The following is a 26686-nucleotide window of genomic DNA, read 5'->3' on the forward strand; positions in this document are numbered from 1 at the left end:
ATGCATTACATTCAACCGAGACCAAGTTCCATCGTCGCGGCGCTCTACACCGCCCGCGACCTGGGGGTGGACGTGGCGATCCTTCACGGTCCGTCGGGCTGTTCGTTCAAGCACGCCCGGCTCCTTGAGGAGGACGGCATGCGGGTGCTGACGACCTCGCTCGCCGACAACGAGTTCATCTTCGGCGGGCACGATCCGCTCGTGCAGGTGCTCCGCTATGCGGAGGAGACATTTCGCCCCCGGCGGATAGCGGTCGTCGGGACGTGTGTTGCGATGATCATCGGAGAGGACCTCCAGTCCGCAATCGAGGATTCCGGGATCGAGACCCCGGCGATTGCCGTGGATATTCATGCCGGGTTCCGGGAGAACATCGACGGCGTGCTCGCAGCGCTCGAACCGGCGGCGACCGCCGGATGGATCAGCGGCGACGAACTGGAACGGCAGCGCTACCTTCTCGCGAAAGCAAACGAGGTCGAACGGCTGCGGGGAGCGGCCTCCCGGACCTACATCGAGCCCTCGCGCGGCGACCTCAAGCATGTTGCAGCCGGTCGCCTCGTGGAACTCGCCGCCGCCGGTGCAAGAGGGGTTGCGGTCATGAACGCGAAGAAAGAGACCGCCTATATGTTTGCCGACGAGCTCCTCGCCCTCCACGATGCCTGCCCGGATGCCGCGGTCACGTATATCGCAAACCTCGAAGACCGGGGCCTCCCGAAGGTGCGGGAGGATGCCGCCCGGATCGTTGCCGGGATGCGGGGGCGGGGGGTCGACCCGGAACTTCTCGGGGCTCTGGACGAGTACGGGGCGAACGGCCCCGCGATCGGGGAGCGAATCAGGGAACTCAAACCCGACTTCGCCCTCCTCGTCGGGGTGCCGCACGCCGTCCCGTCGGAGTACACGGAAGGTATCGAGGTCTTCTCGGTCACGAACGGCCCCCGGCAGGTTGAGCCGCTCCGGGAGATGGGCCACCGGCACGTCATGGTCGAGATCGACCTGCACCCGAAGACCCTTGGTGTCCGGGAGATCGTCGAGAGCGAGTTCGGGGCGATCCTGCGGAGCATGCGATGAAGTCCTTCCTCGTGGCCGGTGACCGTTCCGGAAGCGGAAAGACGAGCATCACCCTTGCGCTTTCGGCCCTCCTTTCAGCCACCCGGTCCGTCCAGACCTTCAAGGTGGGGATGGACTACATCGACCCATCGTACCTTGCCGGGGTGACGGGACGGCCCTGCCGGAACCTGGATGGCTACGTGATGAACCCCGACGAGGTCCGGGCGGTCTTTGCGCACGGGTGCCGGGGAGCGGATATCGCCGTGGTCGAGGGGGTGCGGGGGCTCTTTGAAGGTGCGGAGGCCCTCACCGACCTCGGGAGCACGGCCGCGATTGCAAAGCAACTCAACCTGCCGGTTGTTCTGGTCGTCAACGCCCGGAGCATCACCCGGAGCGCGGCGGCGATCGTGAGGGGATTCCAGGTCTTCGACCCGGACGTCACGATCAGAGGGGTCATCTTAAACAACATCACCGGCGCCCGCCACCAGGAAAAGGCTATCCGGGCGATCGAGCACTACTGCGGCATCCCGGTCGTCGGCGCCGTCCCCCGGACGGCGGAGATGGAACTTGCGATGCGCCACCTCGGCCTTGTGCCCTATCGGGAAGGGCAGGGGCACGGGGAGTTTCAGAGGCGTATCGAGGCGGTGAAGCGGATGATCGCCGATCACGTCGATCTCGACGCCCTGCTCGCGCTCGCCCGCGAGACTGAACTGCCGGCGGAAGAGAGCCCCCTTTACGCGGCGACCGGCGAGACGGACGTTCGGGTCGGCGTCGCCCTGGACGAGGCCTTCAACTTCTACTACGCCGATCTCTTCGACGTACTCTCATCGCTCGGGGCGGAAGCGGTCCCGTTCTCCCCGCTTCACGACTCCCTGCCGGAGGCCGACGGCTACATCCTCGGCGGCGGCTACCCGGAGGTCTTCGGCCCCGAACTCGAGGCGAACACCGCGGTGCGGGAGGGGATTCGCGAGGTCTCCCGGAACGGCACTCCAATCTACGCGGAGTGCGGGGGGCTCATCTACCTCACCGACCGGATGGTGCTCGCCCCGGGCTTTATGGACGCAAAGACGGAGAGGGCCTACGACCTCGCCGGTGTCTTTCCCGGCACAACGAGGATGCCGGCCCGGCGGATGCTTGGTTACGTGGTGGGGACGAGCGCGGCCGGGAGCCCCATGGGCGAGGCGACGTTCCGGGGCCATGAGTTTCACTACAGCAGTGTCGATCTCTCTTTGGAGACCCGCTACGCCTACCGGCTGAGCCGCGGGAGCGGGATCCGGGACGGGCTCGACGGTGCGGTGCGGGACCGGACGATCGGGAGTTACACTCACCTCCACCCGGTGACGAGCCGGGGGATGCTCGCGCATTTTGTGGACTGCTGCCGAACCTAAGACGGGCGCGAACGGTATAAAACGCAAAACATACAAACGAACCGGGACCACACGTATTGCATGATAATCTACCTTGACGGTAAATATGTCCCCGAGGAAGAGGCGAAGGTCTCGGTCTTCGACCACGGCCTCCTCTACGGCGACGGCGTTTTCGAAGGGATACGCGCCTACAACGGGAGGGTTTTCCGTCTCGACGAACATCTCGCACGGCTTTACGACTCGGCAAAGACGATCGACCTTGCCGTCGCGATCACGAAGGAGGAGATGGCCGAAGCGATCAAGGAGACATTGCGGCGAAATAACTTAAAAGACGCCTACATCCGCCCGATCGTGACGCGGGGCAGGGGCGACCTCGGCCTTGACCCCCGAAAATGCCCGAAACCGACCGTCATCGTCATCGCCGTCACGTGGGGCGCCATGTACGGCGACCTCTACGAGAAGGGCCTTCGGGCGATCTGCGTCTCGGTCCGGCGCACTCCGCCGGAATCGATGCCGCCGAACGTCAAGAGCCTCAATTACTTAAACAACATCCTCGCAAAGATCGAGGCGAACCACATGGGTGTGGACGAGGCGATCTTCTTCGACACCCAGGGTCATATTGCCGAGGGATCGGGGGACAACCTCTTCCTCGTCAAGAACGGCGTCCTCATCACCCCGCCGACATTAAACAACCTGCGCGGCGTCACCCGTCTGGTCGTGCTGGAGATCGCGGCGTCGATGGGGCTTACCGTCATCGAGCGGAACCTCGGCTACTTCGATCTCTATGCGGCCGACGAGGTCTTCGTCACCGGGACCGCGGCGGAGATCGGGCCGATCCGTGAGATCGACGGCCGCGTCATCGGGAACGGGAAACCCGGTCCCGTCACCCGGCAGTTGATGGCGGCCTTCAAGACCGTCACCCAGAAGGAAGGGACCCCGGTCTACGAGTGAGGGGAAAGGGTCTTTCAGAAAGATCCTTTTTTCTAACCGTTTGCTGATCTCACGGGCGCCTCGCATGTATATGTAGTATGCAGAACAAGACAGGGGTAACCGTTCCGCCCCGTGCAAGATCAGAGCCGGGCCAAATCGATGAAGGATGGTTACGATGACCACCAGGGCAGTGAAGATCCCCCGGGCGACGTGCAAGCTCTTCGGCGCAATAAAGGCGCTCGCAACCATCAAACGGTGTGCCGTGCTCGTCCACGGGCCGAAGGGCTGCGTCTACCATATCAACTACATCCTCGGGATGCGGGGCGACCGCCCGTCCGAGATCTACTCGACGTGCCTTGACGAGCACGACGTCATCTTCGGCGCCGAGGAGAAACTCAAAGAAGCCATCGAAGAACTCGATGCGAAGCTGCGGCCCGATCTCATCGCGGTCCTTTCCTGCTGCGTCTCAAGCATCATCGGCGAGGACATCGCCGCCGCGGTGAAAGCCGCCTCGACCGACGCACGGGTCGTCGGGATCGAAGCCGGGGGATTCGAGGGCGACTTCCGGACAGGCTACAGCGAGACCCTCTGTCGGCTCGTCGAGGAGTTCGTCTGTGAACCGTGCGGGGCAAACGAGCGGTCCGTCAACCTGATAGGCCTTCTCCGAGGCGGACCGGACCTGCGGGAGCTCGTGCGCATCCTCGACCTCATCGGCGTCCGGGTCAACGCGGCGCTCACCGCCGACGCAACGGTCGAAGAGATCGAGCGCCTGGGTTCTGCGGCGCTCAACATCGTCGTCTGCGAACCGGCGGGGAAGGAGGCCGCAGAGGTGCTCGAACAGGTCTGCGGTACCCCGTTCATCGTCGCCGACATCCCTGTCGGGCACGCCGCCACCGTCCGGTTCCTGGACCATATCGCCGAATCCCTCGGGCTTCCGCACTACGCGGGGCACGACCCCGACACCGACGGCGCCTGCCGCGAGGTCCTCGCCGGCCGGCGGGTGGCGATCGTCAGCGGGCCGACGCGGGCAATCTCCATGACTCTCTTCCTCGCAGGTCTCGGCCTTGCACCGTCTCTCATCGTCGTGGACTTCGATTCGGACACCCTGGACCGGCTGAAGGACCTGGCCGGCCCGGAGTGCGAGATCCTGATCGAGCCGGAGCAGGAGGAGATCCGGGAGAGGCTCAAGACCTGCCGGATCGACCTGGTCTTCGGCGGCATGCTCGAGAAGCCCCTTGCCGCATCCCTCGGGATCGAGCACCTGGACATGATGCACGGCAGCCAGAGGACGCTCGGGTTTGCCGGCACGGAGCACCTCGTCGCGGCGCTCACGAAGCAAAAGCCCCGCCGCCCCGGCGGATGCGGGTAAGGTGGACGACGGCGCGTACACACCCCGGGGAATGGCAGGCCGTCATCGAATCCGCCCGGCTCCCCCGGCACAACTTTTTTATCTCCCGGCATCGAAGTTGTATGGCAACATCGTGCATGCTGCTATAGTGTAGAGGCCAATCATGTCGGCCTTTCACGCCGACGACAGGGGTTCGAATCCCCTTAGCAGCATCTGTTTTCAGGCTCAAATTTGTCTCTAAAAGGTTTTATATCCCTGTTCCGACCCCCCTTGCATGGGAGTGTGCATAGCACCAACCCAAACAGACAGAGAGTTCATCACATCGATAGAACCTACGCCAGCACACCGTCCGGGGAAGCCCTGGCCAGAGACATACTCGCGACGACGCCGACCTCATCAACGAGTTCGTGACGGGACTCCAAGCATCGCACGGGATCACCCTGAGCAAGGGGTTGAGGCGTTCAAGAAGAGTACTCCTCGATATAAATGCTGTGAGCACTTGTTCCTGGGATGATTCACGTGGCATGCAGTGTCATGATCGGGAGAATACTAGGATGACTTCATAGAAAGAAGGAAAAAGGAGCTTTTTTTATATGATCAAACTGGTTTCACCCACCGATGAGACTGCAAGCCCCGAACAACAGCACATCAAAAAGGTCACCATTTCTATTTTTTATATTGGTTTACGCTCTTTCTATTCCACTTTGGGTGCTTAATGTCATTTACCCGGTGAATCTTCCTGTGGATAATCTTCCCGTGACAGACATTGTGGCCACTTTTACCCCGATGATAGCGGCATCCATCCTTGTGTACCGGGAAGAGAAACTTTCAGGGGTAAAGAATCTGTTGAAAAGAGCCTTCGATTATAAGAGGATCACGAAAAAAGTCTGGTATGTTCCCATCATTTTCTTGATGCCGTTTATCTACGTTCTGACCTACGTGACAATGCGTCTCGTCGGGCTGCCGGTCCCAACTGTTTGGAACCCGCCCCTATTTACACCGCTCCTCTTTATTGCGTACTTTTTTGCCGCTGCAGGTGAAGAGCTTGGCTATACGGGATATGTCACCGATCCTATGCAAGCCCGATACACCGCACTGACAGCCAGCCTCATCATTGGGTTGATTCATGCGGTATGGCATTTCCCGTCGGAGATTGCAATTGGCCAGACCCTGGGACTGATTATATGGGGAGGAGTTATGCTGGCCGTTAGTTTCCGGATTCTGACTGTCTGGCTCTATAACAACACTGAAAAAAGCGTCTTTGCAGCCATACTCTTTCATGCCGTGACCAATACCGGAAGGAGCATATTTCCCGGTAGTCGTTCAGCTTTCGAACTGTATGACGGGGTTATCGGCTATGGGCTCATTGCCATCACGGCTGTGATCGTGGTGTTTTTATGGGGATCAAAGACGTTGGCGCGATTCAGGTATGCCCATAGAGCAGATTAGGCGGGCTAGAACGACTCTTCCGATCGGTTCGCCGGGCATTTGGCGGAAGTTTGAAATTGGAAGAATTAACATAAACCGGCATTATCGGACTGCTGTTCCGGGCAAAGTACGAAGGGCAGGCCTCCTCGCTTGCAGAGGAGATGGACCGGCTAAGAGAACAGGGTAATTTCCGGATCCACGATGCCCTCTACAGGCGTGTTCTTAAAGTGGAGAAGGAAAAGGACCTGATCCGCCTGGTTAAACCAACCCGGGCTGTTTCGCTCTGCTTCTCCACGAAGCCCGACCTCGTCTCTCTCTGGTTGCTTTCCAGGGTTTATACGACTTTGAGGCACCTCTTAACACCAACTCATTAGGTTGTCCCACGTATTCCCGCCGTATTCCTGTATATTTTCGTGCCCCTATGCCAATGGTCGATCCCGCCATACCCCCAACACGCAACTCCCGAGGCGCCCGCCCCTCTGGGATGGCAACATCGTTCAGCACCTCAAACAGCCGCAGCCCTATATCGGTCGGCTCGTAGAACACCTTCCGTTTATCCACGAAATCCTCGAACTTGGCTATCTTTCGTGCTACAAGCCCGCCGTCGACGAGACCTTTCAGAACCGGACCGATCGTGTTCGGATTCGCCTTGAACTCCTCTTTTATCTCGCTGAAGTACTTCCTGCCTTCAAGTACCAGGGCTATGTACACGGCCCACCGCAGGTCGTTATTCAGCTCCATCACGGCAACCCTAGCTTCATAGGGGATCTCATTCAGGAATTTTTCGACGACTGCCTGCTCCATACCTCACCTCAACATAGATATCGATTACATATGGCTAACGGATATTAACCCTATCGCCAACATTAGTTAGTATTGTGTAACTAATTGTTATAATATCGAGATGATAATACTTTCTTAATGGCACCTCCGAGGGGACACTCAACCAGACAGAACGCAGCTCGCATTCGTTTTGAAAGAATGAAGCGAGAACTTCCCATCGGCATTTATGGCTCGTTCTACCAGGAGAGAAAGAGTGACCTGCTCAGACTGAGGGATGCCCTCAGACAGCGTGGCTACCTCAACGCGTGCATATCGGAAGACTTAGACGACAGACTACAAAGGTTACGAAACCCACAAGACCCCTTATATGATCGTCGCTTGAGCATACAACTGATCGACCTTGAGTGTGGCTCATATCTTCGTCCTTGCAATGCCTAGAGATGACGAACCGGCCAACCTGATACAGTCCGTCTCGATGGAACTGGAACGGCTCACCACCCTCATGGATTATGGAATAAAAGATCGTCAGGATATCATGCTCCTTGTCCAGGACGGGCTTACCGACTGCATCGCCGGGAGTGCCGGGAACGTATTCAAGGGATTGATTGCCGAGAAAGAGCATGACTGGGATATCGAATACTATACGCAAATAAGTGCCACCTTCAAACCAACACTTAACTTCTGTTATCGGTGTATTGAAAAACGGTGGGACCTATAACAAACACACCTCGGAATGAACAGAAAGACGGGATTCACTCGATCTGAACTCCCTGAAAGGCTTGAATTCCTTGCTTGTACAGCACTGCCAAGTGCCAGCGTATCAAGGTATGCAGCAGCTCTCTCACTTACTCCCATGTCCTTTCTCATCTCCGTATCGATAGCCGATCCCGCCACACCCCAACTCGCGACCCCGGAGGCATCCGCCCCTCAGGAATGACGACATCGTTCAGCACCCCTGCCGGACAGAACCACTCTCCCGCCGCCGCTTCCCAAATCGGGAATCGCACGAAATTCACCACAGCCGCCGCAGGCATCTATATATACTCCGTCCCCAATCCCGCCGCGGCGTGCGATCATTGTACCGCAGATATCTTCCCCGCGATCGTCTACAGGAGGATCCACCCCATTTGAGAACAGGCAGAGAGGGGTGCACAGACCCGGGCGCAAGGAAGAGAGGACAACATATGCGGGATCGTGATCGCATGCAACAGGGCTCTCCCCCTGAGAACGAGACGGAGAAACGACAACAGTCAAGGAAGGTGAAACGTATGAAAGTGATAACGTTCGGGGTGACGGCCGCGATCCTCGTCATCGTCGTCTGCGCGACGGGACTTGTTTCGGCAATGCCGCCTCCCATACAGCCGGAGCAACCGCCGGTAGTCCAACTTCCGCCAACGCCGACACCAACGGTCGTGCCGACGCGACCCCCGGTAATCGGGCCGCCGATAGTGGTAGAACCGCCGATAGCCGAACCGCCCCCGGCGACAACGGCCACACCGACGCAGACCGCGACGCCAAATGCAACGGTAACGGCAACATCCAACCAGACACCGACGGCGACGCCGACACAAACCGCAACGCCCACACCAGCACAGACATCGCCCCCGACAGCCCTGCCCCAGCGTCCGTCACCGCCGACAATCACACCTCCGCAGTCACCGACGACACAGCCCCTGCAGAGCGTCCCGACAGGTGCCGCAACACAGGTATCGAGCGGTCCGGCGGACAAGATGTTCCCCGCAATATCCGGAGACAACATCCTCTGGGTTCTCAACGATTCGCAAAACGAATCGCTCTCGGTGGAACTCTACAGCATCTCCTCAGAGAATACCTCGACCATATCCAACGCCACATCGGTTCCTCTCGGCGTGCCGCACCAACTTGCCATCGCTGAAAGCAACGCGGTCTGGTCGGGGCAAGACCCCGGGACAGGAGACATCAGCATTTACCTCTACGACATCTCTTCGGGCGGGCTGCAGCAGGTGACGGATGAAAGCGGCGGGACGCAACTGGACCCGGGTGCCTCGCAGGGCTACATCATCTGGACGAACCTTACGACCGGGTCGAGCGACGTGTACCTCTATGCGATTGCAAACGAGAGCACCATACCCGTGGTCACCGATAACTCCTACCAGATGGAGACGGCCATCGGCGGGAATACAACGGCCTGGGCGGATAACGCAACCGAGAGTGGAGATTTCAACATCGTAGTGGCGCCTGTCGGGGAATCTGAAGGAACCTCCCTAGGCGGTTCCGGTGACGACCGCTACCCGGACGTATCGAGCGACGGCCGGTACGTCGCCTGGATCGGCTTCCTCGGCAACCGGAGCGCCGTGTATCTCTACGACGTGGAAGAAGACAACACGACGGAGATTACCGGAGAGTCGGATCTACCGGACTCCGTTGCGGTCGACGGCAACCTCGTGGTCTACTCGGACCTGCGGAGCGGAAACCACGACATCTACATGTATAACATCACCACCGGAATGGAATCGCCGGTTACGCAGGACCAGTACGATCAATCTTACCCGGACGTCTCCAACGGCGAGATCGTCTGGATGGGCAACAACACCGGCCGGTGGGAGGTCTACCGTGTCTCAGCCGGCGGGTAACGGAAGCGGGGCATAATGCCCGCGAGTTCGGCATCCACCGCGGCATGGACGCAACCCCGGGATGCGGCACCGCCGGGCTCGACCTTCGGGCTGCAGAACAGAGCAGGAACCGCAACAGAGCAAAGAGAACCGTATCGACCACGCAGGACCCTGCACACTGTGGCATGTCTGCTCGCCGCAGTGCATTCCACCCTTTTTACGAGAGGTATCCTGAGACAGAAAATCCGGGAGAAATCCCATAAATACCCGTAATATCGGCGGCTATGATACCCTTTCAGCTCCCTACGGCGGCACCTGATCCTGTGCCTCGTCGCCGAACGGCGCGGCATCCATGGCGGTGATACTACCATTTGCATCCATCCACACAAACCATGGACCTCCGTCTCCATCGTCGACCCGGGAGTCCGGTGGATCTGGCCGTAGAAGTCCGGGTTCAAGAACCCGATGGCCGCGAGCTGCATCGGCCCATATTGATAACGAAACACCAGAGCATGCACTCTCTGTAGGGAAAAAGAGAGAGAACCAGTCAAACCGCGAACGCCAGAGAAGCCGGATCACTGCTTTTCCCGGCCCTCAGATGAGGGCGCAGGATAGCGCGGCGAGAGAAAACTCGGCAGTCCTGCCTGGCGTATGAAGTAATACCCGCCGCAGAGAGCGATGATAATCAGCCCGATACCGATGAGCTCGCCCGCAGTTGCCGTACCGAGGAGGATAACTTTCCTTGCAATAGCAATGATCGCAACGAGAATGATGGTCTCGACGTGGAACTCTCTCCGATTCAGGTACGCCTTTATCGTCTCCAGAAGTTCCAGACCGATGAGAATCAGAAGAAAATGCCCGAGGAGATCGAACAGGTCCAGACTATCGAATCTGTAGAGAGTGTCGTCGAACAGTCCCTCAACCACCAGCCAGCCCAGTTCGAGGAGGGCAAAGAATAACAGCAGCATCAGGAATATGATAAGCACAATGTAGACGGTGTGCTCAAACCGTTCGACGAAACGGTACATATATAGTTTATCCTCCAGATCGGCATAAAAATCTGTCGAGATTTCGCTGTTTCTGCCTCGGGGATCGTTGCTGGCGCCTCATCTCCCGTTCTCGCCCTGGCGGCCGGATCATTACCCCGAGCACCGAAATGACGCCGGACCCAGAATGGCCGCCCACCCAGATAGCGCGGGAGGCAAAGGGGGATCAACTTCTTTCGGTTCATCCGCTCAGGCTCGCCTGGCGGCATGCCCCGCCGGGGAAAAAAGATGGGCAATCTTCCCCGGTGTCCTCCGGCTTAGCCCGCACCCGGATCGATCATCGCGTCGATCGCCGCACCGGGGGGAACCATGGGAAAGACGTTCTCCTCCCGCTCGATCCTGAAATCGATAAGGTATGGGCCGGCATGATCGAGTGCGTTCGATAACGCATCCCTCACGTCCTCATCGGCCTCGACCGTCTCGCCCTCGATGCCGTAAGCCCGGGCAACTCCGACGAAACCCAGGGGAGGCAGGGCGGTGCAGGCATACCGACGGTCGTAGAAGAGTTCCTGCCACTGACGGACCATGCCGAGGTACCGGTTGTTCAGGACCAGGATCTTGAGGGGGATGTTGTACTGGGCGATCGTCCCGAACTCCTGGATATTCATCTGGAGACTGCCGTCCCCCGCGATGACACAGACCGTCTCATCCGGGCGGGCGAAGTGCGCCCCCATAGCCGCGGGAAGGCCGTAGCCCATCGTCCCGAGCCCACCGGACGAGATCCATGCCCGGGGCCGCTTGAAACAGTAGTGTTGCGCCGTCCACATCTGGTTCTGGCCCACCTCGCTTGCGATGATGCCGGTTCCGTCCAGGAGCGAGCAGAGGTCCCGAACGATTCGTTGCGGGCGAAGACCGCCTTCGAGCGGGCAGCGGAGGGGGTGCTCCGTCTTCACCTGCGAGATCCTCGTGATCCAGGCATCGCGCTCCCTTCTTTTCTGCATGAGCCCGAGCATCTCCGTCAGGACAGCCTTCGCATCACCGACGACGGGGATATCGACCGGTTTGTTCTTTCCGATCTCCGCCGGATCGATATCGATGTGCACGACCGTGGCGCCGGGGGCGAAGGTCTCGATCCGCCCGGTAACCCGATCGTCGAACCGCACGCCGACGGCAAGCAGGAGGTCGCACTCCGTGATCGCGGCATTCGCGTATCTCGTTCCGTGCATCCCGGGCATGCCGAGGTTGAGCGGGTGGTCCCCGGGAATGAGCCCAAGCCCCATCAGGGTTGTCGTCACCGGGATGAGCATGGTCTCCGCGAGCGCGACGACCTCCGGGGCCGCCCCGGAGGCCACCACCCCGCCCCCGGCGTAGATGACCGGCCGCTCGGCCGCTGCGAGGGCGGCGACGGCCTTCTCGATCTGCATCCGGTGCCCCCGGAGGACCGGGCGATAGCCCTTTCTCACGACCGGTTGCCGGTGTCCGCCGTCGTATTCGATCCGGCTCTCAAGCACATCCCGCGGGAGATCGATAAGGACCGGGCCGCACCTCCCCGTCCGGCTGATATAGAAGGCTTCACGGACGATTGGCGCGAGGTCTTCCGTTCGTTTGACGAGGTAGTTCTGCTTGGTGATCGGGGTGGTGATACCGGTGATGTCGGCCTCCTGGAAAGCGTCGTTCCCGATGGATGTCGTCGGGACCTGCCCGGTCAGCGCAACCATGGGCACCGAGTCCATGTACGCCGTCGCGATCCCCGTGACGAGGTTGCAGGCCCCCGGGCCGGACGTTGCGAGACAGACCCCGGTCCTGCCGCTCGCGCGCGCGTAACCGTCGGCGGCGTGCGCTGCCGCCTGCTCGTGCCTTACCAGAATGTGCCGGATCTCCGAGCAGTAGAGTTCATCGTAGACGGAGAGGACCGTCGCACCGGGGTACCCGAAGATGGTCGTCACCCCCTGTTCCGCGAGCCCTTCGAGCAGGATGCCCGCACCTGACTGCATCATGCGGCCACCCGGAAGGAGAGACCAGACGGTTCGGCAAAACGTCCGCAATCAGAAGGCGAGACTGTGCAAAGAACCGCAGAATAGTCGTTTGAGCGTTCGCTTTTCAGCCGATCAGAGTCGGACTGTTCACAAATCCTTCCCGCCGTATGCCGTTCGGCATGAGTACAGCGGCTGTACAAAACGATCCGTCATGGTTGTCCACCACGCTATGGTATTTGCTCTCCAGCGATATGAATGGATCGGGAACGGTTCGCAGACGCTGAACCCTTCCCGTGCGAGCACAGGCCCCCTTTCACCGGGCCGGGACCGGAAGTACCGCGACGCGAAGGGCGATTTCCCCATCACGTTCTCTCACGGCAGCCGTTCCGATCACTTCGGCTCTCCGCGCATCAGGTTGTGTTTTCGCCGTCGGTCACAGGGGCCGGACAATCCCTGCGGAATAGCATCCCCTGCTGCCGTTGCCCAGATGCGCAGGGCTCCGCCCCCCCATATTAAAAATATTTATATAATGAAGGAAGGAATGTTCCTTCCATAAATTATAAATAGTTGTATGCAGACAATTCAGGTGGCAACGAAAGAGGAAAACACCATGAGACAAGTGGCAATCTATGGAAAAGGCGGTATCGGCAAATCGACGACAACGCAGAACACGGTGGCAGCGCTCGCGGAGGCCGGTAAGCACGTGATGGTGGTAGGGTGCGACCCGAAGGCCGACTCTACCCGGCTCCTGCTCCACGGATTGTGCCAGAAGACGGTTCTCGATACCCTCCGGGACGAAGGCGACGACATCGATCTCGAGGAGATCCTCAAATCCGGATTCGGGAACACCCGCTGCGTCGAATCGGGCGGTCCCGAACCCGGGGTCGGCTGCGCCGGCAGGGGGATCATCACGTCCATCAACCTCCTCGAGTCTCTCGGAGCATACACCGACAACCTCGACTACGTCTTCTACGACGTGCTCGGCGACGTCGTCTGCGGCGGTTTCGCGATGCCGATCCGGGAAGGAAAGGCACAGGAGATCTACATCGTTGCCTCGGGCGAACTGATGGCTCTCTATGCCGCAAACAACATCTCCAAAGGCATTCGGAAGTATGCCCAGACCGGCGGCGTCAGGCTCGGCGGCATCATCTGCAACAGCCGAAAAGTGGACAACGAACTCGAACTCCTGCAGGCGTTCGCCAAGGAACTCGGGTCACAGTTGATCTACTTCGTCCCGCGCGACAACCTGGTGCAACGTGCCGAGATCAACAAAAAGACGGTCGTCGACTTCGACCCCGAGTCCAACCAGGCGAACGAGTACCGGAACCTTGCCCGGGCCATCGACAACAACAAGATGTTTGTCATTCCCGAGCCCATGACGCAGGACCGGCTTGAAGAACTGATGATGGAGCACGGGTTCCTGGGCCTGTAACAACCAGACAGAGAGTGAAGCGCATGCAGTTTGTACGAGCGATAGTCAGGCCTGAAAAGAAGGACGAAGTCCTCGAAAACCTGTCGGCAGGAGGATTCAATGCCGCAACGGTCGTCGACGTCGTGGGCCGCGGCAAACAGAAGGGCATCAGGATGGGGGACGTCTACTACGACGAGATCCCCAAAACCCTCATCCTCGTCGCGATAGAGGACGAGGATAGGGACAGGATCGTGGATATAATCCTCAAGACCGCCAGAACCGGCCCTAACGGCAACTTCGGCGACGGGAAGATCTTCATCAGTCCCGTGGAAGAGGCGTACACCGTCTCAAAGGGGACGAAAGGTCTCTGAACCGGAGGTGCCGAACGATGAAAGAGATTATGGCCATCGTGCGGATGAAAAAGACCGGTGCAACGAAACGCGCCCTGATCGAGGCGGGCGTCGCCGGCTTTACCGCCGTCAAAGCAATGGGCAGAGGAAAATTGCTGCCGCATGAGGAGATTAACGTCCCCTGCAAGGAGAAACTCATGGGGATGGCCGCTACCGACGTCATCGAGAGGGAGGAATCCGAAGAACAGGTCGTCGCGTTCCTCGACGACAAAACAATGTTCCCGCGGCGGCTGTTCACCATCCTCGCCTACGACGAGGACGTGCCGCGGATCGTGGACGCAATCATCAAGGCAAACCGCACGGAGCGCGGTGCAGGCGACGGGAAGATCTTCGTGACGCCTGTGGCCGATGCAGTCCGTGTCCGCACGGGCGAATCCGGTGACGCTGCAATCTGGTAAGGACTACAGGAGACAGAAGACATGACGATGACGGACGTAAACGTCGACGATATACTGGCACCGATGCCGGACAAAGTAAAAAAGAACAGGAAAAAACACATCGTCAAAAAGGATGTATCCGCCGGCTCCTGCCCGCAGATCGAGGCAAATACCAGGACGGTTCCCGGGATCATAACGCAGCGCGGATGCTGCTACGCCGGATGCAAGGGCGTGGTCGTCGGACCGATCAAGGATATGCTCACGATCACCCACGGCCCGATCGGGTGCGCGTACTACAGCTGGGGGACACGGCGGAACAAAGCACGGGTCGACGAGAAAACTCCTCCCGAGCAGATCTACTCGACGATGTGCTTCTCGACCGACATGCAGGAGAGCGACATCGTCTTTGGGGGCGAGAAGAAACTTGCGAAGATGATCGACGAGGTCGTGGCGATCTTCCACCCGAGGGCCATCAACATCTGCGCGACGTGTCCGATCGGACTCATCGGCGACGATCTGGCCGCCATTGCAAAAGCGGCGGAGGAGAGGCACGGTATTCCGGTGATCCATTACAACTGCGAGGGCTATAAGGGGGTCAGCCAGTCGGCCGGCCACCACATCGCCAACAACCAGGTTATGGAACGCATCATCGGAACCGGCACCGAGAAACCTGACGGGAAATACGTCCTCAACATACTCGGCGAGTACAACATCGGCGGAGATACCTGGGAGATCGAGAGACTCCTCAACGAGATCGGCTACACGATAGGCTCGACGCTCACCGGCGATTCGGCCTACGTAAACATCAGGAACATGCACAAGGCCCACTTAAACCTCGTCCAGTGCCACCGTTCGATCAACTACATCGCCGAGATGATGGAGACGAAGTACGGCATCCCCTGGCTGAAGGTGAACTTCATCGGCATCGATGCGACGATCGACACGCTCCGTGAGATCGCACGGTGCTTCGGCGACGAAGAACTGATCGCAAGGACCGAGCTCGTCATAGAGCGTGAACTCGCCGCAGTCACGCCGGAGATCGAGCGGTACGAGAAGATCTGCAGGGGCAAGACCGCCTTTGTCTTCGTCGGCGGGTCGCGCAGCCATCACTACCAGTTCCTGCTCAGGAATCTCGGCATGGAGGTCATGGTTGCGGGGTACGAGTTCGCCCACCGCGACGACTACGAGGGGCGTGAGGTGATACCGACCATCAAGAGCGATGCGGACTCAAAGAACATCCCTGAGCTCCACCTCGAACCGGACCCCGAGATGTACAGAGCACCCCACCTGCACCTGAACATGTCGAAGGAGAAGTACGACGAACTGGTCGCGTCCGGCATCCTCAACGACTACAAGGGAATGTACCCGGACATGGTGAACGGCGGCATCATGATCGACGACGCCAACCACTTCGAGACCGAAGGGCTGGTCGAGATCTTCAAGCCCGACCTGATCTTCACCGGCATAAAGGACAAGTACGTCACGCACAAGATGGGCCTCCCCTCAAAGCAGATGCACTCGTACGACTACAGCGGCCCGTACACGTGCTTTAAGGGTGCGGTGACCTTTGCAAAGGATATAGCGCACTCGCTCTCCACGCCCGCATGGAAGATGATCACGGCGCCCTGGAAACAGAGCAAAACCTGACAGAGGTGATGAAACAATGCTTGACTGCACACCAAAAGAGCCGCTTCCCGAAGATGCGCACACGACAGGAAAGATCAACCCGGTAAAGACGTGTCAGCCGGTCGGCGCGATGTATGCAGCCCTCGGCATTCACGGCTGTCTCCCGCACAGCCACGGGTCGCAGGGGTGCTGTTCCTACCACCGGATGGTATTGTCCAGACACTTCCACGAGCCCGCGATGGCCTCGACAAGCTCCTTCACCGAAGGGGCGTCCGTATTCGGCGGCGCTGCAAACTTAAAGACCGCGATAAAGAACGTCTTTGCGATCTACGACCCCGAGATCATCGCGGTCCACACCACATGCCTCAGCGAGACCATCGGGGACGACATCCCGACGATCATCAAGCAGTCGGAGATCCCCGAAGGCCGGTACGTCATCCACGCCAACACGCCGAGTTACCACGGCTCGCACATCACCGGCTTTGCGAACATGTGCAAGGGGATCGTCTCCTACCTTGCTGAGTCGGACGGCGGTCCGAAGAAGGAGCAGGCAAACATATTTCCGGGGTTCGTCAACCCCGGGGATATGAGGGAGATAAAAAGGATCGTAACCGAGATGGGCGTCCCCTCGATCATGTATCCCGACACCACGGGCGTGATGGACGCACCATTGCGGGAGACTTACGAGATGTACCCCCGGGGCGGCGCGACGATCGAGGCGATCAAGGACTCGGGCAACTCGAAGATGACCTTTTCTCTCGGAGCCTGGTCGTCCGACGAGGCGGCGGCGGCCCTTCAGTCGAAGTGCGGCGTGCCCGGCGTCCCCCTCAGGGTCCCGATCGGGATCAGGGCGACCGACGACCTGATCATGGCGGTGAAGGAAGGGTTCGGGGTCGACGTGCCCGAATCCCTCGAAGTCGAGAGGGGACAGGTCGTCGACACCCTGATCGACACCCACTTCCAGTACGAGGGGAAGACGGTGGCGCTCTACGGGGACCCGGACATCCTGATCCCGCTCGCGGAATTCCTCATCACGATGGGCATGGTCCCGAAGTACGTCGTCACGGGAACGCCCGGCGCCAAATTCGAGAAGACCGTCAACGGGATGCTCGAAGAAGGGGGAATAGAAGGAAGCAGGGTCAAGGCCGAAGGGGATCTCTTCGACCTCCACCAGTGGATCAAGGACGAATCGGTGGACCTCCTCATCGGCAACACGCACGGCAAGTACATCGCACGAGCCGAAGACATCCCCCTGATCAGGGTCGGGTTCCCCGTATTCGACCGGGCCGTGCACCCGCTGATGCCGATCGTCGGTTACCGGGGGTGCCTCCGGCTGATCGAGATGATCAGCAGCGCACTGCTTGAGAGGCGCGACCGCGACTCTCTGGACGAAGACTACGAGTTGATCCTGTAAGATTGGTGAGAAGACATGGAGAACGAATGTTTTGTGCCCGCCGAGCCTGCAGCGTGCATCGATGAACGGCAGTTCTCCATCATGACCACGGGAAAGAACAAAAGCCGCATTCACTGCGCTGACGACAGTCTTGCCGGGGCCGTGAGCCAGCGGGCCTGCGTATACTCCGGGGCGAGGGTGGTCTTAAATCCGGTGACGGATGCGGTCCACCTCGTCCACGGCCCCATCGGGTGTGCGGCGTACACGTGGGATATCCGCGGCAGTCTGTCCAGCGGTTCGGAGATCTTCAGGCAGAGTTTTTCTACCGACTTAAAAGAGAGGGACGTGGTCTTTGGTGGAGAAAAGAAACTTGTCGCCTGTATCGACGAGATCGTCGAGAAGTATCATCCGCCGGCGATGTTCATCTACGCGACCTGCGTCGTCGGGTTGATCGGCGACGATATCGTCGCCGTCTGCAAGGAGGCATCGGAGAGGCACGGCATCGACGTGATCCCGGTGGAGTCGAGCGGTTTCATATCGGGAAACAAGATCGTCGGCTACCGGGCGGCAGGAGAAGCCCTGCTGAAGTTGATCCGCCCAAAAGATGGGGAAACGGCCGAAAAAACGCGGGAACTCAACTTCCTCGGGGAATACAATCTGGGCGGCGAGAAGTGGCTCGTCGAGCGCTACCTTCGGGAGATAGGCATCGAGATCAACGTGGCCTTCACCGGGGACTCGACCGTCGCGGCCCTGAAGAGAGCACCCGGCGCGTGCCTGAACCTGGTGCAGTGCAGCGGCTCCATGCACTGGGTGGCGATGAGCCTGGAGAAGGAGTACGGCATCCCGTACATCGACGTAAACTTCTTCGGCGCGGAGAACACCGCGGAAAGCCTGCGTAAGATCGCCCGTTTCTACGGAGACGAGGAGGTAGCGCGCCGGACGGAGGCGCTCATCGAGCGCGAGATGAGGAGGGTCAGGCCGGTCATCGAGATGTACCGGGAGAAACTCACAGGAAAGCGGGCGGCGATCTACGTGGGCGGCGCGTTCAAGGCGCTCGCCATCATCCGCCAACTGCAGGAGCTCGGCATGGAGGTCATGTTCACCGGCACGCAGACCGGCAAGCAGGAAGATTACGAGCAGATCGGCGCCATCGTCAGCGAGGGGACGGTCGTGATCGACGACGCCAACCCCGCCGAGATCGAGAAGTTTCTGCTGGAGAAAGGTGTCGACATGATGGCCGGCGGCGTGAAGGAGCGTTTCCTTGCGCACAAACTGGGCATAGGCTTCGTCGACCACAACCACGACCGCAAAGACGGTCTTGCCGGGTTCGACGGGGCGATCAGGTTCGCCCGCGAGGTCTACGCCACCACCTGCTCCCCGGTCTGGGAGCGGGTGAAGAAGAACCCCTTCGAGGAGGCGGAAGGATGAGCGGGCACGAGGTCACGTCACGGGCAAGACAGGTCAATGAGAACCAGTGCCACATGTGCATGCCCCTTGGCGGCGTCATTGCTCTCCGGGGCGTCGAAGACTCCATCGCACTGGTGCACGGTTCACAGGGGTGCAGCACCTACATGCGCCTTACGAACGTCGAGCACTTCAACGAACCGATAGACATCGCCTCCTCGTCCTTGAACGAGAAGCAGGCGATCTTCGGAGGGGAGGCGAACCTGAGAATCGCGCTGGACAACGTGATCCGGGTCTACCGCCCGAAGGTCATCGGCATCCTGACGAGCTGCCTTGCCGAGACCATGGGCGACGACATCAAGAGGTTCGTCGAGACCTACAAAACGGACCGAGATATCAGGGGCATCGAGATCATCCCCGTCTCCACGCCGAGTTACGGCGGCACGCACACCGAGGGGTTCTGGGCGACGACACGAGCGGTCATCGCCCACTACGCCCGGCCGACCGAACGCCACCAGGGGATCAACATCATCGTCCCCAACATCAGTCCGGCCGACATCAGGGAGATAAAACGCATTCTCGACCTCATGGGACTTGAGTACACACTGCTGCCCGACTACTCCCTGACGCTGGACCGCCCCTTCGGGGGACGGTACAAAAAGATCGCACCGGGCGGCACGCCGACCGCCGCTATCGCACGCATGAGCGGGGCGCGGGCCACCATCCAGTTCGGCCTCACCTGCCCGGACAACCTCTCCCCCGGTCGCTTCCTGGAAGAGCGGTTCGGTGTCCCGCTGATCAACCTCCCGCTCCCCATCGGCCTCGACAGCACGGACCTGTTTATCGGGACCTTGAAGGACCTCAGCGGGCAGTCCGTACCTGACAGCCTCAGGCTCGAGCGGGGATGGCTTTGCGACGCGATGGCCGACGCCCACAAGATCAACGCGGCGGCGCGGCCGGTCATCTACGGCGAACCCGAACTGGTCTATGCCCTGGCAAAACTCTGTCTGGAGAACGGTTCGATCCCCGCCGTCATCGCCAGCGGGACGCAGGAGAGCGATCTATCCGCGTTGCTGCAGCCCCTGCTCGAGGATGCGATGGAAGAAACGCTCGTCTTCGAAGAAGCGGATTTCGTGACGATCGAGGACGCAGCGGTGCGGACGTCGGCGAACCTTGCCGTCGGCCACTCGGGCGGCCGGTACCTGACCGAACGGCAGGGGATCCCCGGACTCAGGGTGGGCTACCCCGTCCACGACCGGGTCGGGGGGCAGAGGATCCTCTCGGTCGGGTACACGGGCACCCTCGCCTTTCTCGACCGATTCACCAACACCCTGCTGGAAGCGAAGTACGGTTCCTACCGCAGACTGCGGAAAGAAGAGTTGCTCAACGAAAGAGGTGTATCCAATGCAAAAGCCTGAACGTCACATCTTCATCTGCACGAGTTCACGCGCAAACGGCCAGCAGAAAGGGTTCTGCCACAGCAAGGACGGCGTGACCGTCATGATGAAGTTCATGGAAGAGATCGAGGACCGTGAACTCGGCGGCGAGGTCTTCATCAACAACACCGGCTGCTTCGGCATCTGCGAGAAGGGGCCGATCGTCGTGGTCTACCCCGATAACGTCTGGTACGGGTCGGTCACGCCCGACGACGTCGAGGAGATCCTGGATGAGCATATCGAGGGCGGCAACGTCGTGGAACGCCTGGTGATCTAGATGTGCAAAAGGTGCGAAGGTCACGGCGGTGTCGGAGAGATCGCAGTGCTCTTGGATGCGGACGGTTTCTCCGGCAGGTTCACCGAACCCGGAAAGGTCGTCGTGTACAGGAGGTGCGGACCCTCCTTTACGGCCGAGCGCGAGATGGAACTCGCATTCAACCGGAGCCGAGGGCTCGCGGAACTGCGATCGAGGATGAGCGAACTCCTCCAGTTCCTCGGCCCCTGCAAGGTCTTCGTCGCGAAGTCGGCGAGCGGCGCCGTCTACTTCGAACTCGAGAAGGCAGGGTGCAGCGTATGGGAGGTCCCCGGCAGACCCGCCGAGTTCCTCGACAGCGTGCTGAAAGGCGAGGAGGAGGCGGAGAGCGTAGCGGCAGCGGAGACCGTGGAGATCCCCGTGCCCGTCGAGGTCTCGCCCGGCAGATTCTTCGTCTCGATCAAGGAGGTCCAGGGAAAGACACCCCTTGTCAGCAGCAAGCAGGTCCTCCAGGAGTTCATCTGCCGGGCCGGTTTCGATGCGCTGGAGGTGGTCTGCGACCACGTGCCCCCCTGGATCGAGGTGGAAGCGCAACGGAGAGGGTATGCCACGGAGACCGAGCCACGTGGGAAGAACGAGGTCCATGTGAGGCTTGCGAGGAAGACGGCCGCCCGGTGAGGCGCCGTCTCCGAAGCCGCAGTCGGTCCAGGCAACTTCGACGTATACCGATAATCCGGCGTACATTCGAGGCACACGATGAGATCTCATGATACCGTTACACTGCTGGTGCCGCTTCTCCTCATCGCCGCAACGCTCGCCGTCGCAGGATGCACCGGCACCACGCAGCCGACCGCACAGCAGACGACGCTGACGGTCTTTGCCGCAGCCTCGCTCACGGGGGCCTTCTCCGAGATCAAAGAGGCCTACACGGCGGAGAACCCGGACGTCGTCGTGGACTTTGTCTTCGACGGCTCCCAGGCGCTCCGCACCCAGATCGAGCAGGGAGCTTTGCCCGACGTCTTCGTCTCGGCGAATGAAAAGCAGATGGAGGCCCTGCAGGAGGGTGGGTTCATGGAGAACGACACGGTCGCGGTCTTCCTCGAGAACTCGCTTGCCGTGATCGTTCCCGCCGAAAACCCGGCGAGTGTCACGAATCTCGCCGGTCTCGCCCGGCCGGGCGTCAGGGTCGTCATCGGAACGAAGGACGTCCCGTTCGGGGCCTACACCAGGCAGGTGCTTGATGCAATGGCGGCCGACCCCGCCTACGGCACGGCGTACCGGGACGCCGTGATGGAAAACGTCGTCTCCGAAGAAACCGCAGTCTCGACGGTGATGCCGAAGCTGACGCTCGGCGAGGCGGAAGCGGCGTTTGTCTACAAATCGGACGTCCGGCTCGATGATCGCTCTCGGGTCCGCCAGATCGAGGTTCCGGCGGAGTACAACGTCGTCGCGGAGTACCCGCTCGGAATACTCGCGTCCTCGGAGCAGAGGGCCGAAGCGGCCGCATTCATAGCGTTCGTCCGCGGCCCGACCGGCAGCGCCGTCCTGGAATCCTATGGATTCGACCCCGTTCAATAGGGCCGCAAGGCCCTGGGAGGCCGTCCTCTCCCTCCTTGTCTTCTGCCTCATCGCGGGTTTCCTCCTCTTCGTGACGATCCCGGTAGCCTCGCTCTTCCTGCGGATCACCCCCGAGGCGTTCTTCTGGTCGCTGCAGCAGCCGGTGGTCCTCGACGCCCTCCGGCTCTCCCTTCTCACCGCCTCGGCAAGCACCGCAATCGTCGTCCTCCTGGGGACGCCGCTCTCGTACGTGAACGCAAGGGTGCGCTACCGCGGCCGGGCGATCGTCGACACCCTTACGGACCTTCCGATCGTCCTCCCGCCCGCGGTTGCGGGCATCGCTCTCCTCATGGCCTTCGGCCGCCGGGGCGTCGTCGGGGAGTTCCTCGACGGGTTCGGCATAACCGTCGCGTTCACGACGGTCGCGGTGATCCTCGCACAGGTCTTCGTCGCCTCGCCGTTCTACATCCGGCAGGCGCGGGCGAGTTTCGAGGCGGTCGACCCGCTCTACGAGGACGCGGCCCGGACGCTCGGGGCGTCGAGGCTCGCCGTCCTCCTCCGCGTCTCGATCCCCCTTGCACGGAGCGGGCTCGTATCGGGGGCGATCCTCTCGTTTGCCCGGGCGCTCGGCGAGTTCGGCGCGACGATCATGTTCGCCGGGAACCTCCAGGGCCGGACCCAGACGATGCCGCTTGCGATCTACACGACGATGCAGGGAAACCTCGACGAGGCGATCAGCATCGCGATCGTCCTCGTGGTCATATCGTTCGCCGTGATCCTGACTGTTAAACACACCACCCGGAGGAGTGCCTGAGGCTTACCATACATGCCGCAAAACAGTTGCGGGACTTCGAACTCGACGTCTCCCTCTCGGTCGGACCGGGGGAGACCCTCGTCCTGATCGGGGAGAACGGAGCCGGAAAATCGACCGTGCTCAACCTGGCCTCAGGGCTGCTCGTCCCGGACCACGGCGAGATCGCCCTTGCGGGCCGGGTGCTCTACTCGGACCGCCTGCGCCTCGACGTCCCTGTCGAAGACCGGAACATCGGTCACCTCTTCCAGTCCTACGCACTCTTCCCGCACCTCTCGGTCTTCGAGAACGTCGCCTTCGGCCTCCGGTGCCGGAAGGTCCCGGCCGGCGAGATCGCCGCCCGCGTCGCCGGGGAACTCGAACGCATGCACCTCTCCGATCTCGCGGGCGTCAACGTCGGCCGGCTCTCCGGCGGGCAGCGCCAGCGGGTGGCTCTCGCCCGGGCGCTCGCGGTAAAGCCCGGCCTCCTCCTCCTGGACGAGCCGCTCGCCGCGGTCGATGTTCGAGCCCAGGGAGAGATGCGCCGCGAACTCCGGGAAACCATCCGGGCCGCTGACATTCCCTGCATCCTCGTCACCCACGCGCTCCGCGACGCCCTCGAACTCGGCGACCGAACCTGCGTCATGGAAGAGGGGAGAGTCGTCCTCGAGGGGACGCCGGAGGAGGTGCTGGCGTCGGGGGAGAATGAGTTTATCGCGGAGTTCTCGTGTGGATGCAGGAGGTACCGGGAGTAGGGAACGGGGCGGCCGGGGAACGTCGTGAACGTCAACTGAGGAGCGTCTCGACCTTCTGGATCAGAGCCACAGCTGAATTCACCGCAAATTCGGCCTCGGCCCCGGAGATCGTCCCCGCGGCATCATAGACCGAACTGTGCCGTTTGCGACGCATCCTGTCGAAAACGAGAGCATCGTCCTCGTCGATGAAAAGTCCGGCAAACTTCACCACGGAGATATGCTGATTTGCACCGTCAGGGCGATACCCTTTTGCAAACATCAGGGCACGCCCGGCCTGGAGTGCTGCATTATACGCGATGGTATACGCCCAATCACAATCAATCGGGAGAAGTATCCTGGCGGTCTCAATGTCCCGGCGGGCAAGGGCCATTGCGTCGTCCACTTTCTTCCGGTCGGGCGGGAGCCGCTTGATCAACCCCTGCCTCTCAAGATCTTCAAGCATCACAGGTTCCAACGATCATGATCTTTCTCTCGCTCATTACATTCTTTACGAAAGGATCTCCGGTTTCCCGTCGTCGGGCAAACTCGCTGCCCTGCATGAGCGTGTAGTTGATCTCCCGGCTGATTGCACGTTCGCTCGTGTTTACGAGGGGGATCAGTGCCTTCTCATCCACGTCGCCGACGATGAAGAGGTCGATGTCGCTCTTTCCTCCAGCGGTCCCTTTAGCAAACGATCCATAGATGAACATACACTCGATATTCTGCAGGAGCGAGAGGTTCTCCCGGATGACTCGTGCAACTCCCTCCGTCTTGAGCACGAGTCGCTGGAGGTCAGTATAGAGGAAAAAATCACGGTTGACGGTGAAATACTGCTGATTTCCCCTTTTCTTCCCGACCAGAAGCCCGAACGATTCCAGATTCGCAAGCTCGCGGCGCACTCCGGTGATGTTCTCACCGGTCATGCGGACAATTTCGCGAACGTAAAACTCGCTCTCCGGGTTGAGCAGAAACAGGGTGAGGAGTTTCACCCGGACCTTCGAAGGGATGAGCGCCTCAATCATGAATATATAATGTATTCAACAGGATAAAAAATGTATTCGATCGAATACAAAAATATTCTTTTCGATCCTGTTCATGAGCCTCGTCGGGCTCCCACGGAAGACTGGGATGATGGTGGTGGGTGACCAGGTCGCTGGAGGCGACAAAGAGGGATTATCCTGCACGGGTGCGGGGCTGGCATAATTCCATCTTCAACTAAAAGGGCCGATGCAGGACCATCTTCTCCAAGGAGGTTGACGCCGGGCTTTCGGCCTGCAGCAATGTCCCTGTTAAGCAATAGGTGGGTGGGGATCTCCGGGTGCTCTCTACGTAACTCCGGAGAGACCATCTTTGCCGCCTCGCCGATAATGGTCAGCATACGTTCGATCCCGGCGCGTTCCAGCCGGCGGTTCCGAAGATCTTCCGCCGATATGATGTTTTCGGAGAATTCCTCGATGCTTATGATGGCATCAAGGATGTGGTGAAGATACGCGAGGTCCTCCGGCGTCATAGATCACCACAGCATCACGGTATATCGCATCGGCGAGGTAGGGGCTCACGGCGTTTTCGGTGACGAGGTCCACCTTCATGCGGAGAGACCGGGCGAGTTCGTCCTCGATCCGCACAAGCGAGAAAAGGCTCTTTTTGCGGGCGAATCTGACCAGGATGTCGATGTCGCTCGCCGGGCCGGCGGATCCGCGTGCGTAGGAGCCGAAGATCGCAATCCATTCGGCATCGTTTTGGGTGAATTTCGCAACGATTGTCTCCCGTGCTGTCCTGGTTAATCTACGTCCTGCTATTTCACCCGACCGCATCTGTATGCTGGTTAGTATGACGCTCACCCCGTATCAGTCTTTTGAAGAATGAAGCGGCTCCCAGACATGAACGAGCGATTACCTCCCGATGAGGCGTCTCTTCAGAGCAGGGTGAAACCAGCCCCGGAATGAACAGACATCCACTTGAAGCAAAATTTATTGCAAACTTCAGATCATCATGAAGATCCCGATCGCTGCGATCAAAAAGCCGAAGACAAGCTGGATTGTCCGGGCCGGTATCCTTGCCGCAACCTGCGCCCCGGCGAACGCCCCGAGCGAGACCCCGATCGCGTACGATACAAAATACTGCAGCGAGTAGTTCCCCTGCACGATATGGGCCAGGGCCCCGGTCGACGAGGTCGCGAAGATGATCGCCATTGAGGTCCCGACCGCGGCGTGGACCGGGAGCCCCCCCGAGATCATGGCGGGGACCATTGCAATCCCCGAAGAAAGGCCGGTTGCCCCGCTCATGGCCCCGGCCACGAGCCCCCATATACCGAGGTGGAGGTAATACATCCTGACCTCCGGGAGTTCCTCGGTATCCGAAGAATACGCCTGGCAGAAGGAAGGGCCCTTCACGATCGCCGGGACGAGGGAGAGGCCGGGAAGGACCATCTGGGCCGCAAGGATCAGCATAACGGCTCCGAAGAGAAGGGTAAGGGTGCCGTCGGAGACGAAACCCGTCAGAAAAGCCCCGATGAGGCTTCCCGCCATGCAGGGGACTGCCGCAACAGCAATCGTCTTCCAGCACAGTCTCCCCTGCCGCCCGTAGACGATGCCCCCCGATAGCGCGGTAAAGGGGGCCACGGCAAGGCTCGTCCCGATTGCAGTCTTCAGGTCAAGGCCGAAGAGGAGCGTGAGGGTCGGGACGGCGAGGAAACCTCCGCCGAGACCGAGGATCGCGGAGACCCCGCCGATACCGGTTGCAATGATGAACGCGAGGATGAGCTGGATCAAAGACGGAATCATTGATTGGTCATCCTGCTCGGCTCCGTCCTTGCAGGCTTAAAAACGGGGAACCCGTTATC

General features: G+C 60.2%; 28 protein-coding genes and 1 tRNA gene. 21 read left to right on the top strand and 8 right to left on the bottom strand.

Annotated elements, in window-relative coordinates; translation table 11 throughout:
* The 7 genes from cfbD to BP737_RS14765 all read left to right on the top strand — a co-directional run bounded on the left by cfbD (nucleotide 1) and on the right by BP737_RS14765 (nucleotide 6491).
* A complete protein-coding gene (gene cfbD, locus BP737_RS04910) occupies nucleotides 1–1065 on the top strand; it encodes a Ni-sirohydrochlorin a,c-diamide reductive cyclase catalytic subunit (protein WP_292410137.1) in 1065 nt (354 codons plus the stop codon).
* Nucleotides 1062–2432 carry a Ni-sirohydrochlorin a,c-diamide synthase gene (gene cfbB, locus BP737_RS04915; RefSeq protein WP_292410139.1) on the top strand — a complete coding sequence of 457 codons (1371 nt, stop codon included), beginning with the start codon at nucleotides 1062–1064 and terminating at the stop codon, nucleotides 2430–2432. Before cfbD ends, cfbB begins: the two co-directional genes overlap by 4 nt.
* A 60-nt stretch (nucleotides 2433–2492) precedes the next feature.
* Nucleotides 2493–3362 (top strand): branched-chain-amino-acid transaminase, encoded by an 870-nt coding sequence (gene ilvE, locus BP737_RS04920; RefSeq protein WP_292410140.1) that lies wholly within the window; start codon nucleotides 2493–2495, stop codon nucleotides 3360–3362.
* A 154-nt stretch (nucleotides 3363–3516) separates the two neighbouring features.
* A complete protein-coding gene (locus BP737_RS04925) occupies nucleotides 3517–4710 on the top strand; it encodes a nitrogenase component 1 (protein ID WP_292410142.1) in 1194 nt (397 codons plus the stop codon).
* Between the two features lie 118 nt (nucleotides 4711–4828).
* A tRNA-Glu gene (locus tag BP737_RS04930) sits at nucleotides 4829–4901 on the top strand.
* 406 nt (nucleotides 4902–5307) lie between these two features.
* Nucleotides 5308–6138 carry a CPBP family intramembrane glutamic endopeptidase gene (locus BP737_RS04935; protein ID WP_292410144.1) on the top strand — a complete coding sequence of 277 codons (831 nt, stop codon included), beginning with the start codon at nucleotides 5308–5310 and terminating at the stop codon, nucleotides 6136–6138.
* Between the two features lie 83 nt (nucleotides 6139–6221).
* A complete protein-coding gene (locus BP737_RS14765) occupies nucleotides 6222–6491 on the top strand; it encodes a DUF3368 domain-containing protein (protein ID WP_394339211.1) in 270 nt (89 codons plus the stop codon).
* On the opposite strand, the gene BP737_RS04940 is transcribed toward BP737_RS14765, so the two are convergent.
* Nucleotides 6376–6921 carry a MarR family winged helix-turn-helix transcriptional regulator gene (locus BP737_RS04940; protein ID WP_292410146.1) on the bottom strand — a complete coding sequence of 182 codons (546 nt, stop codon included), beginning with the start codon at nucleotides 6919–6921 and terminating at the stop codon, nucleotides 6376–6378. The two genes, BP737_RS14765 and BP737_RS04940, sit on opposite strands and share 116 nt — an antisense overlap.
* Before the next feature lie 409 nt (nucleotides 6922–7330).
* On the opposite strand from BP737_RS04940, the gene BP737_RS04945 reads away from it, so the two are divergent.
* Together BP737_RS04945 and BP737_RS04950 are read left to right on the top strand one after the other, a co-directional pair.
* Nucleotides 7331–7618, top strand: coding sequence for a hypothetical protein (locus BP737_RS04945; protein ID WP_292410148.1), 288 nt, complete (start codon nucleotides 7331–7333; stop codon nucleotides 7616–7618).
* Nucleotides 7619–8168: 550 nt separating this feature from the next.
* Nucleotides 8169–9512 (top strand): hypothetical protein, encoded by a 1344-nt coding sequence (locus tag BP737_RS04950; protein WP_342685977.1) that lies wholly within the window; start codon nucleotides 8169–8171, stop codon nucleotides 9510–9512.
* Nucleotides 9513–10066: 554 nt separating this feature from the next.
* On the opposite strand, the gene BP737_RS04955 is transcribed toward BP737_RS04950, so the two are convergent.
* Together BP737_RS04955 and ilvB are read right to left on the bottom strand one after the other, a co-directional pair.
* Nucleotides 10067–10519 (bottom strand): phosphate-starvation-inducible PsiE family protein, encoded by a 453-nt coding sequence (locus BP737_RS04955; RefSeq protein ID WP_292410154.1) that lies wholly within the window; start codon nucleotides 10517–10519, stop codon nucleotides 10067–10069.
* A gap of 275 nt (nucleotides 10520–10794) precedes the next feature.
* Entirely contained in the window at nucleotides 10795–12471 is a 1677-nt protein-coding gene (gene ilvB / locus BP737_RS04960) for a biosynthetic-type acetolactate synthase large subunit (protein WP_342685987.1), read from the bottom strand.
* 592 nt (nucleotides 12472–13063) lie between these two features.
* Here ilvB and nifH point away from each other — a divergent pair.
* From nifH to BP737_RS05020, 12 genes are all read left to right on the top strand, one after another.
* A complete protein-coding gene (gene nifH, locus BP737_RS04965) occupies nucleotides 13064–13885 on the top strand; it encodes a nitrogenase iron protein (protein ID WP_342685978.1) in 822 nt (273 codons plus the stop codon).
* 23 nt (nucleotides 13886–13908) lie between these two features.
* Nucleotides 13909–14235 carry a P-II family nitrogen regulator gene (locus BP737_RS04970; RefSeq protein WP_292410158.1) on the top strand — a complete coding sequence of 109 codons (327 nt, stop codon included), beginning with the start codon at nucleotides 13909–13911 and terminating at the stop codon, nucleotides 14233–14235.
* 17 nt (nucleotides 14236–14252) lie between these two features.
* Nucleotides 14253–14672 carry a P-II family nitrogen regulator gene (locus BP737_RS04975; protein ID WP_292410159.1) on the top strand — a complete coding sequence of 140 codons (420 nt, stop codon included), beginning with the start codon at nucleotides 14253–14255 and terminating at the stop codon, nucleotides 14670–14672.
* Between the two features lie 21 nt (nucleotides 14673–14693).
* Nucleotides 14694–16298 (top strand): nitrogenase molybdenum-iron protein alpha chain, encoded by a 1605-nt coding sequence (nifD, locus tag BP737_RS04980; protein ID WP_292410161.1) that lies wholly within the window; start codon nucleotides 14694–14696, stop codon nucleotides 16296–16298.
* Nucleotides 16299–16314: 16 nt separating this feature from the next.
* Nucleotides 16315–17691: a nitrogenase component 1 gene (locus BP737_RS04985; protein ID WP_342685979.1), complete on the top strand. Its 1377-nt coding sequence runs from the start codon at nucleotides 16315–16317 to the stop codon at nucleotides 17689–17691.
* A gap of 15 nt (nucleotides 17692–17706) precedes the next feature.
* Nucleotides 17707–19098 carry a nitrogenase iron-molybdenum cofactor biosynthesis protein NifE gene (gene nifE / locus BP737_RS04990; RefSeq protein WP_292410165.1) on the top strand — a complete coding sequence of 464 codons (1392 nt, stop codon included), beginning with the start codon at nucleotides 17707–17709 and terminating at the stop codon, nucleotides 19096–19098.
* Nucleotides 19095–20492: a nitrogenase component 1 gene (locus BP737_RS04995; RefSeq protein WP_292410168.1), complete on the top strand. Its 1398-nt coding sequence runs from the start codon at nucleotides 19095–19097 to the stop codon at nucleotides 20490–20492. The genes nifE and BP737_RS04995 overlap by 4 nt, the downstream gene beginning before the upstream one ends.
* On the top strand, nucleotides 20479–20787 hold the full coding sequence (locus tag BP737_RS05000; protein ID WP_292410170.1) for a 2Fe-2S ferredoxin: 309 nt from the start codon (nucleotides 20479–20481) through the stop codon (nucleotides 20785–20787). Before BP737_RS04995 ends, BP737_RS05000 begins: the two co-directional genes overlap by 14 nt.
* A 45-nt stretch (nucleotides 20788–20832) precedes the next feature.
* Nucleotides 20833–21441: a Fe-only nitrogenase accessory AnfO family protein gene (locus BP737_RS05005; RefSeq protein WP_292410172.1), complete on the top strand. Its 609-nt coding sequence runs from the start codon at nucleotides 20833–20835 to the stop codon at nucleotides 21439–21441.
* A gap of 78 nt (nucleotides 21442–21519) precedes the next feature.
* Entirely contained in the window at nucleotides 21520–22341 is an 822-nt protein-coding gene (gene modA / locus BP737_RS05010) for a molybdate ABC transporter substrate-binding protein (RefSeq protein ID WP_342685980.1), read from the top strand.
* Nucleotides 22319–23134 carry an ABC transporter permease gene (locus BP737_RS05015; RefSeq protein WP_292410176.1) on the top strand — a complete coding sequence of 272 codons (816 nt, stop codon included), beginning with the start codon at nucleotides 22319–22321 and terminating at the stop codon, nucleotides 23132–23134. The genes modA and BP737_RS05015 overlap by 23 nt, the downstream gene beginning before the upstream one ends.
* 26 nt (nucleotides 23135–23160) lie before the next feature.
* On the top strand, nucleotides 23161–23865 hold the full coding sequence (locus BP737_RS05020) for an ABC transporter ATP-binding protein (protein WP_292410178.1): 705 nt from the start codon (nucleotides 23161–23163) through the stop codon (nucleotides 23863–23865).
* 31 nt (nucleotides 23866–23896) lie between these two features.
* Here the strand turns inward: BP737_RS05020 and BP737_RS05025 are convergent, their stop codons facing one another.
* From BP737_RS05025 to BP737_RS05045, 5 genes are all read right to left on the bottom strand, one after another.
* Nucleotides 23897–24307: a HEPN domain-containing protein gene (locus BP737_RS05025; RefSeq protein WP_292410180.1), complete on the bottom strand. Its 411-nt coding sequence runs from the start codon at nucleotides 24305–24307 to the stop codon at nucleotides 23897–23899.
* Entirely contained in the window at nucleotides 24300–24866 is a 567-nt protein-coding gene (locus BP737_RS05030; protein WP_292410182.1) for a nucleotidyltransferase domain-containing protein, read from the bottom strand. The genes BP737_RS05025 and BP737_RS05030 overlap by 8 nt, the downstream gene beginning before the upstream one ends.
* 71 nt (nucleotides 24867–24937) lie before the next feature.
* Complete coding sequence (locus BP737_RS05035) at nucleotides 24938–25354, bottom strand: DUF86 domain-containing protein (protein WP_292410184.1); 417 nt, start codon at nucleotides 25352–25354, stop codon at nucleotides 24938–24940.
* Nucleotides 25314–25685: a type VII toxin-antitoxin system MntA family adenylyltransferase antitoxin gene (mntA, locus tag BP737_RS05040; protein ID WP_292410186.1), complete on the bottom strand. Its 372-nt coding sequence runs from the start codon at nucleotides 25683–25685 to the stop codon at nucleotides 25314–25316. Before mntA ends, BP737_RS05035 begins: the two co-directional genes overlap by 41 nt.
* A gap of 141 nt (nucleotides 25686–25826) precedes the next feature.
* Nucleotides 25827–26627: a sulfite exporter TauE/SafE family protein gene (locus tag BP737_RS05045; protein WP_292410187.1), complete on the bottom strand. Its 801-nt coding sequence runs from the start codon at nucleotides 26625–26627 to the stop codon at nucleotides 25827–25829.
* Nucleotides 26628–26686: the final 59 nt, after the last annotated feature.

This window comes from Methanoculleus sp. UBA291, from assembly GCF_002499755.1.
GTDB classification, from domain to species: domain Archaea; phylum Halobacteriota; class Methanomicrobia; order Methanomicrobiales; family Methanoculleaceae; genus Methanoculleus; species Methanoculleus palmolei.